The 15,956-nt window shown below is 67.9% G+C and carries 11 protein-coding genes; 8 read left to right on the top strand and 3 right to left on the bottom strand.

Translation table 11 applies throughout. The features are described from left to right. The first annotated feature begins 53 nt into the window (after positions 1-53). The 3 genes from SD72_RS09775 to SD72_RS09765 all read left to right on the top strand — a co-directional run bounded on the left by SD72_RS09775 (position 54) and on the right by SD72_RS09765 (position 3,303). Entirely contained in the window at positions 54-452 is a 399-nt protein-coding gene (locus tag SD72_RS09775) for a PLD nuclease N-terminal domain-containing protein (RefSeq protein WP_042544272.1), read from the top strand. Beyond that, entirely contained in the window at positions 449-2,278 is a 1,830-nt protein-coding gene (gene menD, locus SD72_RS09770; RefSeq protein WP_042544271.1) for a 2-succinyl-5-enolpyruvyl-6-hydroxy-3-cyclohexene-1-carboxylic-acid synthase, read from the top strand. Before SD72_RS09775 ends, menD begins: the two co-directional genes overlap by 4 nt. A 155-nt stretch (positions 2,279-2,433) precedes the next feature. Next, positions 2,434-3,303, top strand: a complete 870-nt coding sequence (locus SD72_RS09765) for a PPK2 family polyphosphate kinase (protein WP_042544270.1) — start codon at positions 2,434-2,436, stop codon at positions 3,301-3,303. An 86-nt stretch (positions 3,304-3,389) separates the two neighbouring features. Here the strand turns inward: SD72_RS09765 and SD72_RS09760 are convergent, their stop codons facing one another. Continuing rightward, positions 3,390-4,766 carry an isochorismate synthase gene (locus tag SD72_RS09760; protein ID WP_042544329.1) on the bottom strand — a complete coding sequence of 459 codons (1,377 nt, stop codon included), beginning with the start codon at positions 4,764-4,766 and terminating at the stop codon, positions 3,390-3,392. A gap of 67 nt (positions 4,767-4,833) precedes the next feature. Between SD72_RS09760 and SD72_RS09755 the strand changes: the two genes are divergently transcribed. The 4 genes from SD72_RS09755 (at position 4,834) to SD72_RS09740 (ending at position 12,018) form a co-directional block, all read left to right on the top strand. Then, complete coding sequence (locus SD72_RS09755; protein ID WP_052492591.1) at positions 4,834-6,084, top strand: class I SAM-dependent methyltransferase; 1,251 nt, start codon at positions 4,834-4,836, stop codon at positions 6,082-6,084. A 41-nt stretch (positions 6,085-6,125) separates the two neighbouring features. Continuing rightward, entirely contained in the window at positions 6,126-7,139 is a 1,014-nt protein-coding gene (locus SD72_RS09750) for a polyprenyl synthetase family protein (RefSeq protein WP_042544328.1), read from the top strand. 9 nt (positions 7,140-7,148) lie between these two features. Then, positions 7,149-8,525 carry an FAD-dependent oxidoreductase gene (locus tag SD72_RS09745; RefSeq protein ID WP_042544268.1) on the top strand — a complete coding sequence of 459 codons (1,377 nt, stop codon included), beginning with the start codon at positions 7,149-7,151 and terminating at the stop codon, positions 8,523-8,525. 94 nt (positions 8,526-8,619) lie between these two features. Beyond that, positions 8,620-12,018, top strand: a complete 3,399-nt coding sequence (locus tag SD72_RS09740; protein ID WP_042544267.1) for a pyruvate carboxylase — start codon at positions 8,620-8,622, stop codon at positions 12,016-12,018. A 66-nt stretch (positions 12,019-12,084) separates the two neighbouring features. On the opposite strand, the gene SD72_RS09735 is transcribed toward SD72_RS09740, so the two are convergent. Both SD72_RS09735 and SD72_RS09730 read right to left on the bottom strand, forming a co-directional pair. Beyond that, a complete protein-coding gene (locus SD72_RS09735) occupies positions 12,085-12,924 on the bottom strand; it encodes a Sir2 family NAD-dependent protein deacetylase (RefSeq protein WP_232299716.1) in 840 nt (279 codons plus the stop codon). 10 nt (positions 12,925-12,934) lie between these two features. Then, a complete protein-coding gene (locus SD72_RS09730; RefSeq protein WP_042544265.1) occupies positions 12,935-14,545 on the bottom strand; it encodes a PucR family transcriptional regulator in 1,611 nt (536 codons plus the stop codon). Between the two features lie 85 nt (positions 14,546-14,630). Here SD72_RS09730 and lysA point away from each other — a divergent pair, with 85 nt between their 5' ends. Further along, the gene (gene lysA / locus SD72_RS09725; RefSeq protein ID WP_052492590.1) at positions 14,631-15,953 is read left to right on the top strand and encodes a diaminopimelate decarboxylase; all 1,323 of its coding nucleotides are present in this window, start codon (positions 14,631-14,633) and stop codon (positions 15,951-15,953) included. Positions 15,954-15,956: the final 3 nt, after the last annotated feature.

The following is a 15,956-nucleotide window of genomic DNA, read 5'->3' as shown; positions in this document are numbered from 1 at the left end:
TAGACTGAGCACTCCCACCCCACTCCCGGAGTCTCGCCGGGTAGCATGAAGGCATGGTCAGGTTCATCATTATCGGCGCCGTCATCGCGGTGGCGTTCACGCTGTATTCGCTGGTCGACGCCGCGATGACCGACCACTCGCGCGCTCGCGGCGTCAGCAAGCCGGTGTGGATCGTCATCATCGTCCTCCTCCCGGTCATTGGAGCCCTGCTCTGGCTCATGATCGGCAAGGGCAGCCCGTCCACGGGGCCTGGCTCAGCCCAGCGACTCGCGCCGGACGACGACCCAAGGTTCACGGGGCGCCAACTCAGCGACGCAGAGCGTGACTCGCTCCGCGACCTCGAAGCTCGCCTCAAAGAACTCGACGATGAAACGTTCCCCGGCGAGGAGCCTCCGAAGGCTCAGCCGAGCGAGGACCACGATCAGGATCAGGATCAGGACGAAGCGAGATGACGCGCGGGCCAGCCCCCGCATCAGTCTTCGCCGTTGAGCTCCTCGCTGGGCTCATTCGCCGCGGCGTTTCAGACATCGTGGTGTGCCCAGGATCAAGATCGCAGGCCCTCGCGCTCGCGGCCGCCGCAGCCGAAGAGGCCGGCGCGATCCGCCTCCACGTGCGCGTCGACGAGCGATCCGCTGCGTTCTTTGCGCTTGGCCTCGCCCGCGAAACCGGGATGCCGGCGCCCGTCATCGTGACGAGCGGGACCGCGGTCGCGAATCTCGCCCCTGCGGCGTTCGAGGCGCACGAGGGGCGCGTGCCGTTCATCGCGCTGACCGCTGATCGCCCGGCGGCGCTGCGCGGCACCCGCAGCAACCAGACGACCACGCAGTTCGACATGTTTGGCAGCGCCGCTCGGCTCTCGCTCGACGTCGCCCCGCCAACCTTCGCGGCCGATGGCGACATCGGCCGCGATCCCGCGCAGGATCCTGGCCGCCTCGCGGCACGTGCTTTCGCCGCCGCCCTTGGCTTCCCCGGAGACATGCCTGCGGGGCCGGTGCAGCTCAACCTGCAGTTTGTTGAGCCGCTCTCCGGCACGGCCGGCTTCGAGCGCATGATCGCCGAGGGCTTCGCGGCCGCAGGCGAAGAGGGCGCCGAAGCGCGGGCGAACGCCGCCCGCAATGCCGCGCTCGCGCCAGGGTCGGCGTCCCGCTCTGACGGGCAGAGCTTCGAAACGTACCTGCCGGATCCCGGTGGGGACGGCGGCTATATCCACAGCGACGACGCCCTCACTGTGGTCGTTGCGGGATCGGGAGCTGGCGACGAGGCCGAGGCCTTCGCACGCGACGCGGGGCTGCCGCTCCTCGCCGAGGTTGTGAGCGGCTCCCGGTTCGGCCGCGAGGCGATCACCGCCTACGCATCGCTCATCGATGCGCCGGATATCGGCGGCCTCACGGAGCGCGCAATCGTGTTCGGTCACCCGACGCTCACCCGCCAGGTGCCGGCGCTGCTCGGGCGCGATGACGTTGAGGTTGTCGTTGTGGATCCGCACTCCGGCGACCATTACGCCCCCGCAGCGGGTGCACGCGTCGTGCCGTCGGCCGTCGTTGCCGAAGGCCACGACCCACGTGTGCACCGCCGCTGGCTCGGCGTCTGGGTCGCTGCCGACCGCGAGCTGCAGCGTGAGCGCAGCACCGTGCACGAGCCCGACCTCGATGCGGCACGCGAGACCGGTTACAAGGAGCGCAACGCATACGCGCGCGCCGAGGTCGCCGTGAAGCGGGAACCCGTGACGCGCGACATGCTGGTCGAGACCGTGTGGCGGGCGACGTGGCCACACGACCGGCTCGTACTTGCGGCCTCCAGGCTCGTGCGCGTGCTCGACGGCCTCGCCCCCGCCCGCAAGCTCACCGTGCATGCGAACCGCGGGCTCGCCGGCATCGACGGCACCATCGCGACCGCACTCGGCGTTGCCGTTGCGAGCCAGGTCGACCCTGACCCCGCCCGCGCCGCGGGCACAACGCGGGTCGTCATCGGCGACCTCGCATTGCTGCACGACGCCGGATCGCTGCTGCTCCCTGAGGAGCCTGAGCTGCGGCCGCGCATCCAGCTCGTCGTCGGCAACGATGGCGGCGGGACAATCTTCGACAACCTCGAGGTCGCGGAAACAACGCCGCCAGAGGCGTTTGAGCGCGTCATGCGCACGCCCCGCAAGGCCGATCTTGCGGCGCTTGCCGCCGCCTACGGCTGGGAGTACCACCTCGTGGAGACCCGTGGCGAGCTCGAGCGGCTGTTCACGGCGCCGGTAACGGGGCCGACACTTGTCGAGGTGCCGCTCGCCTGAGCGCCTTCCAGCCGGGTGTCGGCATTCGCCGGTGGCTGGCCGGGGCGCGAGGCCGCGGCTCCCGGGGTGTTCGCATGGGCCACAAAGCTCTACAGTTGCTGTACGGCATCGACTGCCCAACGAGCAGTCGGGCGTGAACCACTGATGGGGGCGGTATGGCGAATCAATTCTGGGACGGCGACGTAGCGGAGTTGCTCCGCGTGCACGACGACTTCGACCTCACCGCGGTCGACCCCGCAGCAACCCCAGGCACACGCGCAAACAAGAAGGCCGGCCAGGCCGAGCTCGCCGACGCCGCTCAGGAGCTGCGCGAGCTGCAGGAGCGGCTCTACGCGCAGAGCCGGGCCGGGGCACCGGAGCGCGTCCTTGTCGTGTTGCAGGCGATGGACGCCGCGGGCAAGGGTGGCATCGTCAACCACGTCTTCGCGCAGCTCGAGCCGCACGGGCTCCAGCTCACCGCATTCAAATCGCCGAGCGAGGAAGAACGCAGCCACGACTTCCTCTGGCGCATCGAACCGCGCGTTCCAGGCCCCGGCGTGATCGGCCTCTTCGACCGTTCTCACTACGAGGACGTCCTCATCCAACGAGTGCGCGCCTTCGCGCCGCCGGAGGAGATCGAGCGGCGCTACGACGCGATCACTGACTTCGAGCGTCGGATCACGGAAGATGGCGTGCGGATCGTCAAGATCATGCTCCACGTTTCACCCGAGGAACAGGCGGCCCGCCTCGCCGACAGGCTCGCAACACCGTCGAAACACTGGAAATACAATCCCGGCGACGTCGACGAGCGCGAACTCTGGCCCGAGTACATGTCCGCGTTCCAGCTGGCCATCGAGCGCACGCACACCGCCAACGCACCGTGGCACGTCGTGCCAGCCAATGCGAAATGGTACGCGCGGGTCGCGGTGCAGCGGATCGTCATCACCGAGCTGCAGCGCATCGACCCCCAGTGGCCCGCGGCCGAGTTTGACGTCGCAGCGGAGCAGGCTCGGCTCGCAGCTACCGCCGAGCTCCGCTGGCCCTAACCGGCGGGGCGGAGCAGCACAGCCCTCCCGGCGCAGCCGACCAAACCGGCCCGTGCCTGGCCAGGCCTGGCCAGGCCAGGCGCGTGCTAGCTGGCGAATGCCTCGGTGATCGGGCGGAACTTTGAGACGGTCTCGCCGAGCTCATGCTGCGGGTTTGATCCTTCGACGATCCCGCCACCGGCTGTCGCAACAATCGCGCGCGCGCCATCAGCATCGACCTCGCCGATCTGCGCGCAGCGGAGCGCGATCACCCATTCACCGTCGCCAGCAGCATCGATCCACCCGACGGCCCCGGAGTAGCGACCGCGGTCGAACGGCTCGAGCTCGGCGATCAGCGCGACAGCGTCCGCGGTGGGTGTGCCGGCAACCGCTGCCGTCGGGTGCAGCGCGTCAACGAGTTCGAGTGCCGTTGACTCGGCGCCGAGCGCCGCGCCAAGATCGGTCGCCAGGTGCCACACGTTCGGCAGCTGCAGGGCGAACGGAGCATCGCTTGTGCGCAGCTCAGTGACGTGGGGGGCGAGGGCAGTGACCACGCTCTGCACGGCAAAATCGTGCTCGTGCTGCTCCTTCGCTGAGCGCAACAGCTCGTCCCGCGCCGCGCGGTCACGCGCCGCATCCTCAGCGCGCCGCCCGCGGGTTCCAGCGAGCACGCGGGCTGAGACCGCGCCGCTCGTGGAGCGGACGAGCGTTTCGGGGCTTGCGCCGATGAGGCCATCGACGGCAAACGTCCAACAGTCGAGGTAACGATCGCTCAGGCGCTCAAGCGGGATGCGCACGTCGGCACCCGGCTCGAGCTGGCCACCGATCTGACGTGACAACACGACCTTCTCAAGGTCGCCAGCAACAACCCGCGCGGTCGCGTTGCGCACTCCGGCGAGATACGCGTCCACGTCGCTGCCGCCAATCGAGGCACCCCACTTGGGTTGGCCTGCGCCTGGCGCGGGCGATCGGTAGGCGACGACCTCCGGCTCGCGCAGTTCGACACCCGACCATGCCGCTGCGTCGAGCGGGCGCGCAGCCGGCAGCACCGAGGCGGGATCCACCCCGTCAACTAAGGCGGCCGCCTCGCCACGGAGGGTCACCTCCGTCACCCACGCCATGTTTCGGTGGCGGTGGATCAGGAGCCGCGGAACAATGAGCACACTCTCGGAGGCGCTCTCATCAGCAAACGCGAACGTGCCAAAGGCGACGAGCCCCGAGCCTGGCATGCCGACCGGGTCGTCAACGACCGCGGCAGCGGCAATCTCGCGCCACACCCGTGACGCCTCAACGAACCGGTCTGGGCCGGTGAACACCAGCCGAAGCACTTCGCCAACACCGACGCATCCACGGTCGCCACGGTTCCAAAACAGCGGGGCTGTTGGGTCAGCAAAGGTGAGGAGATTCGGCAGCTCGCCAAGCGGTTTAGTCACCGCTGATAGCGTCGGCGCGTCTCCCGCTGGGCTCACGGTAACGTCGGTCATCACCATGCCAATCTACTCGTCAGGTTCTGCAAGCACTCACAGAGGCACAACCGGCTACGATGGAACGGTGACTCGACCAGACACCACGACCAAGCATGCGACGGATGTTTCTGCCATGTTCGATGAGGTATCCCCAAAATACGATCTCCTCAACGACGTGCTCTCGGTCGGGAATTCGCGCCTCTGGCGCATCGCAACCACCAAAGCCGTCGCCCCCCGCAAGGGGATGCGCGTGCTCGATCTTGCAGCGGGCACCGGAACATCCTCCGCCGCGCTTGCAGCGCACGGCGCGCATGTGACGGCCGCTGACTTCTCGGAGGGGATGCTCGCTGAGGGCCGCCGCCGCAACGCTGGCAACGACCTCATCGACTTCGTCTGGGCAGACGCGACCCAGCTGCCGTTCGAAGACGACAGCTTCGACGCGGCGACGATCTCATACGGGCTCCGCAACGTTTCGGAGCCGAAGGTCGCGCTCGCTGAAATGGCGCGCGTCGTGAAGCCTGGTGGCCGAGTCGTCATCGCCGAGTTCTCGCGACCTGCGTCCGGCCCAGTGAACTGGGCGTACACGCAGTACAACAGGCACGTGTTGCCGCGCGTCGCGGGCGTCATCAACCGTGACGCAGCAGAGGCCTACAACTACCTCAACGAGTCGATCGAGACCTGGCCCGGCCAGGAGGAGCTCGCTGGCTGGCTGCGTGAGGCTGGCCTCGAGCGCGTCGCATACCGAAACCTCTCGCTCGGCATTGTCGCACTGCACCGCGGCTTCGTGCCGCGCACGGCGACGCCGCGCGACGCAGAAGGCGCACAGGACGCGAAGGGCGCGAAGGGCGCGAAGCCCGCTACGGACAAGCAGCCAGCAGCGGACAAGCAGCCAGCAGCGAAGAAGTCGGCGACCGCCGAGAAGCCAGCCGGCTCGAAGCAGGCGGCTCCGGCGGACAAGCCAGCAGACGCGAAGGCAGACGCGAAGGAACCGGCAGCGACGAAGCCAGCGGCCAAGAAGCCGGCGGCGAAGAAGCCGGCCGCAAAGACCTCAGCCGCAAAGACGTCGACCGCCAAGAAGCCCGCAGCGAAGGCCGCAGCTGACAAGAAGCCAGCGGCTAAGAAGCCAGCGGCGGCGAAACCAGCGGCCAAGAAGCCAGCGGCCAAGAAAACGGCTGCGTCGAAAACCGCTGCTGCCCCCAAGAAGCCGGCGGCAAAGGCCGCTGCAGACACAAAGCCTGCAGCGAAGAAACCAGCGGCCGCGAAGCCTGCTGACACGCAGTCAGCAGCGTCGCAGGGCACCCCGAAGTCCGACACGAGCGAGCGAGGCCACGAGTGATCCGCCAGACGACGGCTGACACCACCACCCAGGCCCTCCCGATGCGGCTCTTCCGCAGCGCGGAGGATCGGCGGCAGGCGAAGGAACTGCAGCGCGAACTTGACCTTATAGAGGCGACGCTGCTGGAAAATCTCGGCTTCGCTTCGGCAGTCGCTGACGCCCCTGCGCGCTACCTCGCGGAGGCCGGAGGCAAGCGGATCCGCCCCATGCTTACGGTGCTCACGAGCCAGCTCGGAGATGGTCCGAGCGAACTCGTTCGCCGCGCTGCGGTCGCCGTTGAGATGACCCACCTCGCCTCGCTGTACCACGACGATGTGATGGATGAGGCGACGCTGCGGCGCGGCGTTCCCGCGTCGCAGATCGTGTGGTCGAACTCGGTAGCTATCCTCGCCGGTGACTTGCTCTTCGCGCGAGCCTCCTCCCTCGTTTCGGGGATGGGCGAGGATGCGATCCTGCTCCAGGCGCAGACATTCGAGCGGCTGTGCCTCGGCCAGCTCCACGAGACCGTTGGCCCGCAGCCTGGCGATGACCACATCGAACACTACATCCAGGTGCTCGCCGACAAGACGGGTGCCCTCATCTCGACCGCGGCCCGCATGGGCGTCATGTTTGGCGCCGGAACCGCCGAGCACGCGAACGCCGTCACCGAGTACGGCGAGCGCATCGGCGTCGCGTTCCAACTCATCGACGATGTCATCGATCTATCCCCAAAGAAGGAGCAGACGGGTAAGCGGGCGGGCACTGACCTGCGCGCTGGCGTCGCCACGCTCCCTCTGCTCCTCCTTCGAAACCGAGCCGCAAACGGCGATACCGAGGCGCAGGCGCTCCTCACCCGCATCGACGCGGGTGTACTGGCCATCGCCGAGGGTGCCGACCTTGCGGTCATGGATCCTGAGGTCGCAGCGCTGTATGCCCACGAGGTGACGCGCGAGACCGAAGCCACCGCCCAGCGTTGGGCCGACGAGGCTGTTGCAGCGCTGAACGTGCTGCCGAAGTCGCCGGTCAAGCGTGCGCTTGAGCGCATGGCGGAGTCTATTGTTTCGAGGGAAGGGTAGTTCCGGGGAATGAGCAAAATGCGCCTGGCAATTGTGGGGGCCGGACCAGCCGGTATTTACGCTGCAGATTTGCTGCTGAAAGCGGAGCGTGACTTCGAGGTCGAGATCGACCTGTTCGAGCAGCTGCCAGCTCCCTACGGGCTCGTGCGCTACGGAGTTTCGCCCGACCACCCGCGCATCAAGGGCATCATTAACGCCCTGCGCGACGTGCTCGACAGCGGTCAGATCCGGTTCTTCGGCAACGTCCGCTACGGCCAGGACCTCACGCTCGACGACCTCAAGCTGCACTACAACGCGGTGATCTTCTCGACGGGTGCTATCCGCGACGCGATGCTCGGCGTGCCTGGCATCGACGCTGAGGGCTCGTACGGCGCCGCCGACTTCGTGAGCTGGTTTGACGGGCACCCCGATGTGCCGCGCACCTGGCCGCTCGAGGCGGCTTCGGTCGGCGTCATCGGCAACGGCAACGTCGCGCTCGACGTCTCACGCATGCTCATCAAGCACGCTGACGATCTCCTCGTCACTGAGATCCCCGAGAACGTGTACGAGGGGCTCAAGGCGAACCCGATCGAGGAGCTGCACCTCTTCGGCCGCCGCGGCCCGAAGTACGTGAAGTTCACGCCGCTCGAGCTCCGCGAGCTCGGCGAGGTGCGCGACGTCGACATGGTGATCGACGAGCGCGACTTTGCGCACGCTGACCCGTATGCAGACGAGGTGCTCGCGAAGAACAAGCAGGTCACGGTGATGACCCGCATCATGGACAAGTGGCGTGACGAGCAGCGCGCCCGCGAGGCTGGCGAGGTGGAGCCGTCGTCGCGCCGCCTGCACCTGCACTTCTGGTCGAAGCCGGTCGAGGTTGTTGTCGAGGACGGGAATGTGGTCGGCCTGAAGGTCGAGCGCACCGCACCAGACGGCGAGGGCGGCGTTGTCGACACCGGCGAGTTCGAGGTCATCCCGATGCAGTCGCTCTACCGGGCGATCGGCTACTTCGGTTCGCCACTCGACGAGATCCCGTTTGACGAATCGCGCGGCGTGATCCCGAATGATCGCGGCCGCGTGCTCGACCTCGAGGGCAGTCAGGTCCCCGGCGTGTACGCGACCGGGTGGATCAAGCGCGGCCCGGTCGGCCTCATTGGCCATACGAAGTCAGACGCTATGGAGACTCTTGAGCAGCTCATGGCAGACTCAGAAACTTGGTGGCAGCCCGAGCAAGGTGACGCAGGCACCATTCCTGAGCTACTCTCTGAACGAGGGGTGCCGTACACAAACCTTGACGGCTGGCACCGCCTCGACGAACACGAGCTGTCGCTTGGCGAGGTCGCCGGGCGCACGCGCATCAAGGTTGTCTCGCGTGACGAGATGACCCGAATTTCGCGTGGTGAGTGAGCGGATTTTCTACACACAACACTGACCAGGTGCGCGCCTACAAGGCTCGCACCTGACCGGGCAACCCACCGCCCAAGGGAGGAACTCAAAGACGATGTTCGAAAAGATTCTGGTTGCAAACCGTGGAGAAATCGCGATTCGCGCGTTTCGCGCTGCGAATGAGCTTGGGGCAAAGACCGTTGCGGTGTACCCGTACGAGGATCGCAACTCCCTACACCGGCTGAAGGCGGACGAGGCCTACCTCATCGGCACCGAGGGCGGCCCGGTCCGCGCGTACCTCGACATCGCCGAAATCGTGCGCGTCGCGCAAGAGTGCGGGGCAGACGCGATCTACCCGGGGTACGGTTTCCTCTCGGAAAACCCCGAGCTCGCGGCAGCAGCTGAGGCCGTCGGCATCACGTTCATTGGCCCTGGTCGCTTGGCGCTCGAGATGGCTGGCAACAAGGTGGCCGCGAAGGAGCACGCGATCGCCGCCGGCGTTCCCGTGCTGCGATCCACTCCCCCGTCGACCGACGTCGACGCACTCGTCGCTGGCGCAGAAGAAATCGGCTACCCCGTCTTCGCGAAGGCGGTCGCCGGCGGTGGCGGGCGCGGTATGCGCCGCGTCGAGCGGGCGGCGGATCTCCGCGAGGCACTCGAGGCCGCGATGCGCGAGGCCGAAAGCGCGTTCGGCGACGCAACGATGTTCATCGAGCAGGCCGTACTTCGCCCGCGCCACATCGAGGTGCAGATCCTCGCTGACGGCACCGGTGAGGCCGTGCACCTCTTCGAGCGCGACTGCTCGGTGCAGCGCAGGCACCAGAAGGTCGTCGAGATCGCGCCGGCCCCGAACCTCACGCAGCAGCAGCGCGACGCGCTCACAAGCGACGCCATCGCATTCGCGAAATCCATCGGCTACGCAAACGCTGGCACCGTCGAGTTCCTCCTCGACACGGAGGGCGAGCGCGCGGGTGAACACGTGTTCATCGAGATGAACCCGCGCATCCAGGTCGAACACACCGTCACCGAGGAAATTACCGACGTTGATCTCGTGCAGTCGCAGATGCGGATCGCCGCGGGCGAGACGCTCGAGCAGTTGGGGCTCACGCAGGACAAGATCCAGATCCACGGCGCAGCCCTCCAGTGCCGCATCACCACCGAGGATCCGGCAAACGACTTCCGCCCCGACCTTGGCCGCATCTCCGCCTACCGCTCGCCCGGTGGCAGTGGCGTGCGCCTCGACGGCGGCACGATCAACCCCGGCGCATACATCAGCCCGCACTTCGACTCGATGCTCGCGAAGCTCACCTGCCGCGGCCGCACCTTCGATGACGCCGTCGTGCGCGCACGCCGCGCACTCGCCGAGTTCCGCATCCGCGGCGTCGCGACCAACATCCCGTTCCTGCAGGCCGTGCTCGACGATGCCGACTTCCAGGCAGGCGACGTGTCGACCGCGTTCATCGAGGAGCGCCCAGAGCTGCTCACGCTGAACAAGCCGCAGGACCGCGCGACCCGCCTGTTGCAGCACCTCGCCAACGTCACCGTGAACCAGCCGAACGGCGCCCGCCCGCAGACCATTGAGCCTGCCGTGAAGCTGCCGGCGCTCGACCTCAGCGAGCCGGCGCCGGCTGCCGGCCGCCAGCAGCTCCTCGAACTCGGACCAACGGGCTTCGCGAAGGCGCTGCGTGAGCAGACCGCCCTCGCCGTCACCGACACCACGTTCCGTGACGCTCACCAGTCACTGCTCGCGACCCGCGTGCGCACCCGCGACCTCGTCGCCGTCGCCCCGTACGTCGCGCGCATGACACCGCAGCTGTTCTCGGTTGAGGCGTGGGGCGGCGCGACGTACGACGTCGCGCTCCGCTTCCTCGGGGAGGATCCGTGGGAGCGACTCGCGACGATGCGTGAGGCGCTGCCGAACGTGCCGATCCAGATGCTGCTCCGCGGCCAGAACACCGTCGGCTACACCCCGTACCCGCCGAAGGTCGCGCAGGCCTTCGTGCGCGAGGCGGCGGAGACCGGCGTCGACATCTTCCGCATCTTCGACGCGCTTAACGACGTGAACCAGATGCGCGTCGCGATCGACGCAGTACGCGAGACCGGTACCGCCGTCGCAGAGGTCGCCTTCTGCTACACCGGGGATCTGCTGTCGCCAGCCGAGGACAAGTTCACCCTCGACTACTACCTCTCGCTCGCCGAGAGCATCGTCGAGGCGGGCGCGCACGTGCTCGCGATCAAGGACATGGCGGGGCTCCTCCGCCCGGCAGCGGCAGCGAAGCTTGTCACCGCGCTCCGCGAGCGCTTCGACCTGCCGGTGCACCTGCACACCCACGACACCCCTGGCGGTCAGCTCGCTACGCTGCTCGCGGCATCTGCTGCCGGCGTCGACGCGGTCGACGCCGCTTCTGCCCCGATGTCTGGCACGACGAGCCAGCCGTCGCTCTCGGGCCTCGTCGCGTCGCTCGCGCACACCGAGCGCGACACGGGGATCGACCCCGATTCGGTCTACGCGCTCGAGCCATACTGGGACGCCGTGCGCACCCTGTACAAGCCGTTCGAGTCTGGGCTCACCGCGCCGACGGGCCGTGTGTACACGCACGAGATCCCAGGCGGCCAACTGTCGAACCTGCGGCAGCAGGCGATTGCTCTCGGCCTGTCTGAGAACTTCGAGAAGATCGAAGACATGTACGCCGCAGCCAACCGGATCCTTGGCCGCATCCCGAAGGTGACCCCCTCGTCGAAGGTCGTCGGCGACCTCGCCCTCCACCTCGCGGCGGTTGACGCAGACCCCGCCGACTTCGAGGCGAACCCGGAGAAGTACGACGTGCCAGATTCGGTCGTCGGCTTCCTCGCGGGCGAGCTGGGCGAGATCCCGGGCGGTTGGCCCGAGCCGTTCCGTTCGAAGGTGCTCGAGGGGCGTGATGTCTCCATCGAGGTTGCACCCGTTGCACCCGAGGACGAGGCGAAGCTCGACGGCGATAGCGTCTCACGCCGATCCACGCTCAACCGTCTCCTCTTCCCGGCGCCGACCGCGCAGTTCGAGGATGCGCGCGAGCGCTTCGGGGACCTCTCCGTTGTCGACACCGGCGACTACCTGTACGGGCTCGACCCCACCGCAGAGCACGCGATCGACCTCAGTCGTGGCGTGCGGCTCTACGTCGGGCTCGAGGCGATCGGCGCGGCAGACGAGAAGGGCGTGCGCACGGTCATGGTGCGCGTCAACGGCCAGCTCCGGCCCGTCTTCGTGAAGGATGAGCGCATCACGGTCACCGCGGCAACCGCAGAAAAAGCCGACCGCACCGCGGCCGGCCAGATCGCAGCGCCGTTCTCCGGCACCGTCACCGTGAAGGTCGCTGAGGGCGACTCGATCGCTGCGGGCCAGGCCATCGGCACCATCGAGGCCATGAAGATGGAGGCCGCGATCACGTCTCCCGTCGCCGGTGTCGTCAAGCGCCTCGCGTTCGCTGGCACCCGCGGCGTCGAAGCGGGCGACCTCGTGGTAGTTATCGAGTAGCTTCCCGCGCAGATTGAGCTGAGGGGCCGTGTCCGCTATCGCGGGCTCGGCCCCTCAGCTCGGCGGCTACGCCCCGAGCGCGTCGGCGAGCGCCGTGAGCGTCTCGCTCGTGCCCGCGTCGATCCGCACGGCAAGCGACGGCCGGCTGTCCACCGCGGTCGGCCCGCGGTTGATGACGGCGAGCGGGTTGCCCTGCCGTTCGGTCTTGTGCACCAGCCGCATCCCGGTATTGACGGCGAGCGAGGAGCCGGCGACGAGTAGCGCCGACGAGCGTTCGACGATGTCGGCTGCCGCAGCGAACACCGGCAGCGGTACGGTCTCGCCGAAGTAGACGACGTCAGGCCTGAGCGTGCCACCGCAACCGGGGCACAGCGGAACGCGCACGGACTCCACTTCCGAGACGAGGGCGTCGCCGTCTGGGGCGATCTCTGCGTCGGCGTTACGTTCGGCGTACCCGGGGTTGAGGGTGTCGAACCAGCCGAGCACCTCCGTGCGGGTCCACCGTTCGCCGCACTGGATGCACCGCATGATCCCGCCACCGCCGTGGAGCTCGACGACGTTGCGCGCCCCGCCGCGAGCGTGCAACCCATCGACGTTTTGCGTGATGACGCCGTCGATGTGGCCTGCCGCTTCGAGTCGGGCGAGCGCACGGTGCCCCGCGTTCGGTTCGACAACGCTCATGCGGTTCTCGCCGATGCGGGCACCGGCCCAGAAGCGTTGGCGGTAGTGGGGATCGTCAGTGAACTGCGCGATGTTCATCGGTGTTCGCGGCGGCGTCCCGGCTCCGCGGTAGTCGGGAATGCCCGAGTCGGTGCTCATCCCAGCGCCGGTGAGCACGGCGACCCGCCCTCGTTCAAACAACGTGACGAGTTCGGCGAGCTGACCGGGCAACAGTTGTGCGTTCACATCCGTCATCCTATGACTCGCCGCCTGCGCGTTCAGCTCGGAGTTGCAGCCAGATCGCGAGCAGCGTAACCGGGTCGCCGAGCGCGAGTTCGTAGCGCTCCTCCGCCCGACGCAAGCGATAGCGGATCGTGTTCTCGTGCACGCCAGCCGCTTCCGCTGCGCGCGCAACGTTCCCAAAAGCCTCGCACCAGTGGAGCACCGCGTCGGCAATTCCCGGCTGTTCAGCCTGCAGCTCGCTCACCCGCGGGTCTGCGAGGGCGGTGTCACGCTCGAGGAGTTCCCTGACGCGCGAGAGCAGCAGTTCGGGGCGCAGCCCCGCGACGGAGAGGATCCGCCCCGCCCCAGCGGTGCGCGCCGCGGTGTCGAACAGCCAATCGGCGCGCTCCCGCAGTTCTGCGACGCCGCCGACCCTGAGCGTGCGCCCCGGCATCGCAATCACGATGCCGGCTCCGCTGTCGGTGCCGACGAGCCTGTCGAGGATCGGGAGCAACGGGTCGACAATGCGCGCAAGCGCCGCGGCCTCCTGGTGGGCGATGAGCGCATATACCCTGCCGCGCCGCGCGACAGTCGTTGCTTCTGGGCGGTGCAGTGAAAGCTGTCGCTGCACGGTGGTGCGCAACTGCGCGAGCGTCGTCGGATGCTCGTTGGGGCCAGGGTCGAACGCGAGCAGCGTCGCCCCGCGCTCCTCCGGTATGCCGAGTTCCACGAGTTCGGACCCGGCGACTGCGCTGCCGGAGAGCATCGTGCGCAGCAGCTCCTCGCGTGGCGCCTGCCCGGCGTCGCTCACCCGAATGTCGTCGAGCATGTGCGCCGCCGCGATGCCCGCCGCCCGCTGGATGTGTTCGGTCTGCGCGGCCGTGAGCTGCCCCTCCCCCGTCGCGTCGATCGCCCAGATCGTGCCGAGAGGTAGCGCGCCCGCCCGAATCGCGCAGGCGATGCGTGGCAGCTCGTCGTCAAGCTGCGGATACTTGATCGGCGACTCCGAGCGGATCACCGAGCGATACTGGTCGTCATTGAACGGCGACTCCGGGACCTGTCTCGCGAGGATGCCTCGGGTGCGCAGGGAATCAATGGCTTGGCCGGGAACCGAGGAATACGCGACGATCCTCCGCCCGAGATCCTCGATCGCGACCGAGCCGCCAAAGTGGCTCGCGAGCTCGTTCGCGAGAGCAAAGAGCGGCTCGGCGCCGTGCTCGGGCCGTGCGCTCTCGCTGCTGCGCTGCTCCCCAAGCAGGCCACCGACGAGCGCCTCGAATAGCCGCCACCCCACTCGCGGTGCGACGCGGAGGATCGGGATCCCGCTGGTTTCCGCGATCGCGGCGAAGGTGTCTGCGCTGTCGTCGGGGCATTTCAGTGCGAGCGCGGCGTATCGCAGCTCCGCGGCCTGTGCGGCGAGCGCGGCGACAGCGGCGACGTCAAGGCTCGCCCCCGAGGGGATGATGAGCAGCACCCCTGCCTCGTCTTGCGGCTCGTCCATCGCGTCATAAAACTCGGTTCCGAGTACCGGGGCATTCGCGTCGAGCGCGCCGAGAGCGGTCACGGTGCGCGGGCCGAGGTGCTCGATGAGCTCGCCGAGCCGCAGCGATCGCGGTGGCGAGTTTGTGGATACTGCTGCCTGCATTCCGCAAATCTATCCGATTTCCACAATAAATGGGCCTAGGTATCGTCCTAGGCTGGCTTCGCAACGACGCGAACTGGAGGACCTATTGTCGAACCATCCCATCCCCGCACAGCCTGCTGCTGCTGGAACGAAGCTCAGTGAACTGTGGGGCATCCTCCCTGAGGAGTCGAGCCGGGTTGAGGGTGCGACCGGCGGCGAGCTCGCCATCGGCGGCGTCGCGGTCAGCGACCTTGTCGAACGCTTTGGGACCCCCCTGCACGTGATGGACGAGGTCGGGCTGCGCAGGCAGATCCGCCGATTCATTGACGGGCTCGCAGAGCGCTGGCCCAACTCGGAGGTGCTCTACGCCTCGAAATCGCTCCCAGCGGTCGGCATGTACCGCGTTGCGCAGGAGGAGGGGCTGTCGGTCGACGTCGCCGGCGGCGGCGAAATCCGGCTCGCGCTCGCTGCGGGAGTGGACCCGAAGAAGCTGCATTTCCACGGCAACGCGAAGACCGATGCCGAGCTGCAGCTCGCCCTCGACGCGGGGGTCGGCACGATTATCGTCGACAACGATGACGAGATCGATCGCCTTGAGCGGCTCCTCACGTCACCGCAGAAAGTGCTGCTCCGCGTCATCCCCGGCGTCGAGGCCGAAACGCACGCGTCGCAGGCGACGGGCGGCGCGAAGTCGAAGTTCGGGCTCCCGATGGATCAGGCGAAGCGCGCAATCGAGCGCATGCGCGCGATGCCGCTCATCGACTTCGAGGGCGTCCACATCCACATCGGATCGCAGATCCTCAATACGGCCCAGTTCGCGCAGTCCGTCGAGAACATCTCATCGACGGGCACCTTCGCCACCTACGATGTCGGCGGCGGACTCGGTGTCAAGTACACCTACGGCGAGGAGGCGCCGAGCGTTGAGTCGTACCTCGACGCAGTCGTCGCTGCGGCGAAGGCGCACCTTCCAGCCGAAGCCAAGATCATGATCGAGCCCGGCCGCTCGGTTGTCGCCCGCGCCGGCGTGACCATCTACCGCGTCGTGTCGGTGAAGCGCACCGGCGAGGTGTTCGTCGCGGTCGACGGCGGCCTCGCCGACCAGATGGACATCGCCCTCACCCAGCAGCGCTACGAGGCCGTGCTCGCGAACCGGCTCGACGAGCCATGGACCGACAGTGCGCAGGTTGTCGGCCGCCAGTGCGAGTCGGGCGACCTCCTCGTCGACGGCGCCCCGATGCCCGCGCCGCGCGTCGGCGACCTCATCGTCATGCCGGTGACCGGCGCCTACGCCTACACAATGTCGAACAACTACAACGGCGCCCTGAAACCCGCGATCGTGTTCGCCCGAGACGGCGAAGCCAGGCTCGTCGCCCGCCGCGAGACCTACGACGATCTGCTCGCAACGCACGCTCCCGCGCTCGGCGCCTAGCGA

The sequence above is a fragment of the Leucobacter komagatae genome, assembly GCF_000834055.1.
In the GTDB taxonomy this organism is placed as follows: Bacteria; Actinomycetota; Actinomycetes; order Actinomycetales; family Microbacteriaceae; genus Leucobacter; species Leucobacter komagatae_A.
The sequence above is the reverse complement of the archived record's forward strand: the minus strand, read 5'-3'. Positions and strand labels throughout refer to the sequence as shown.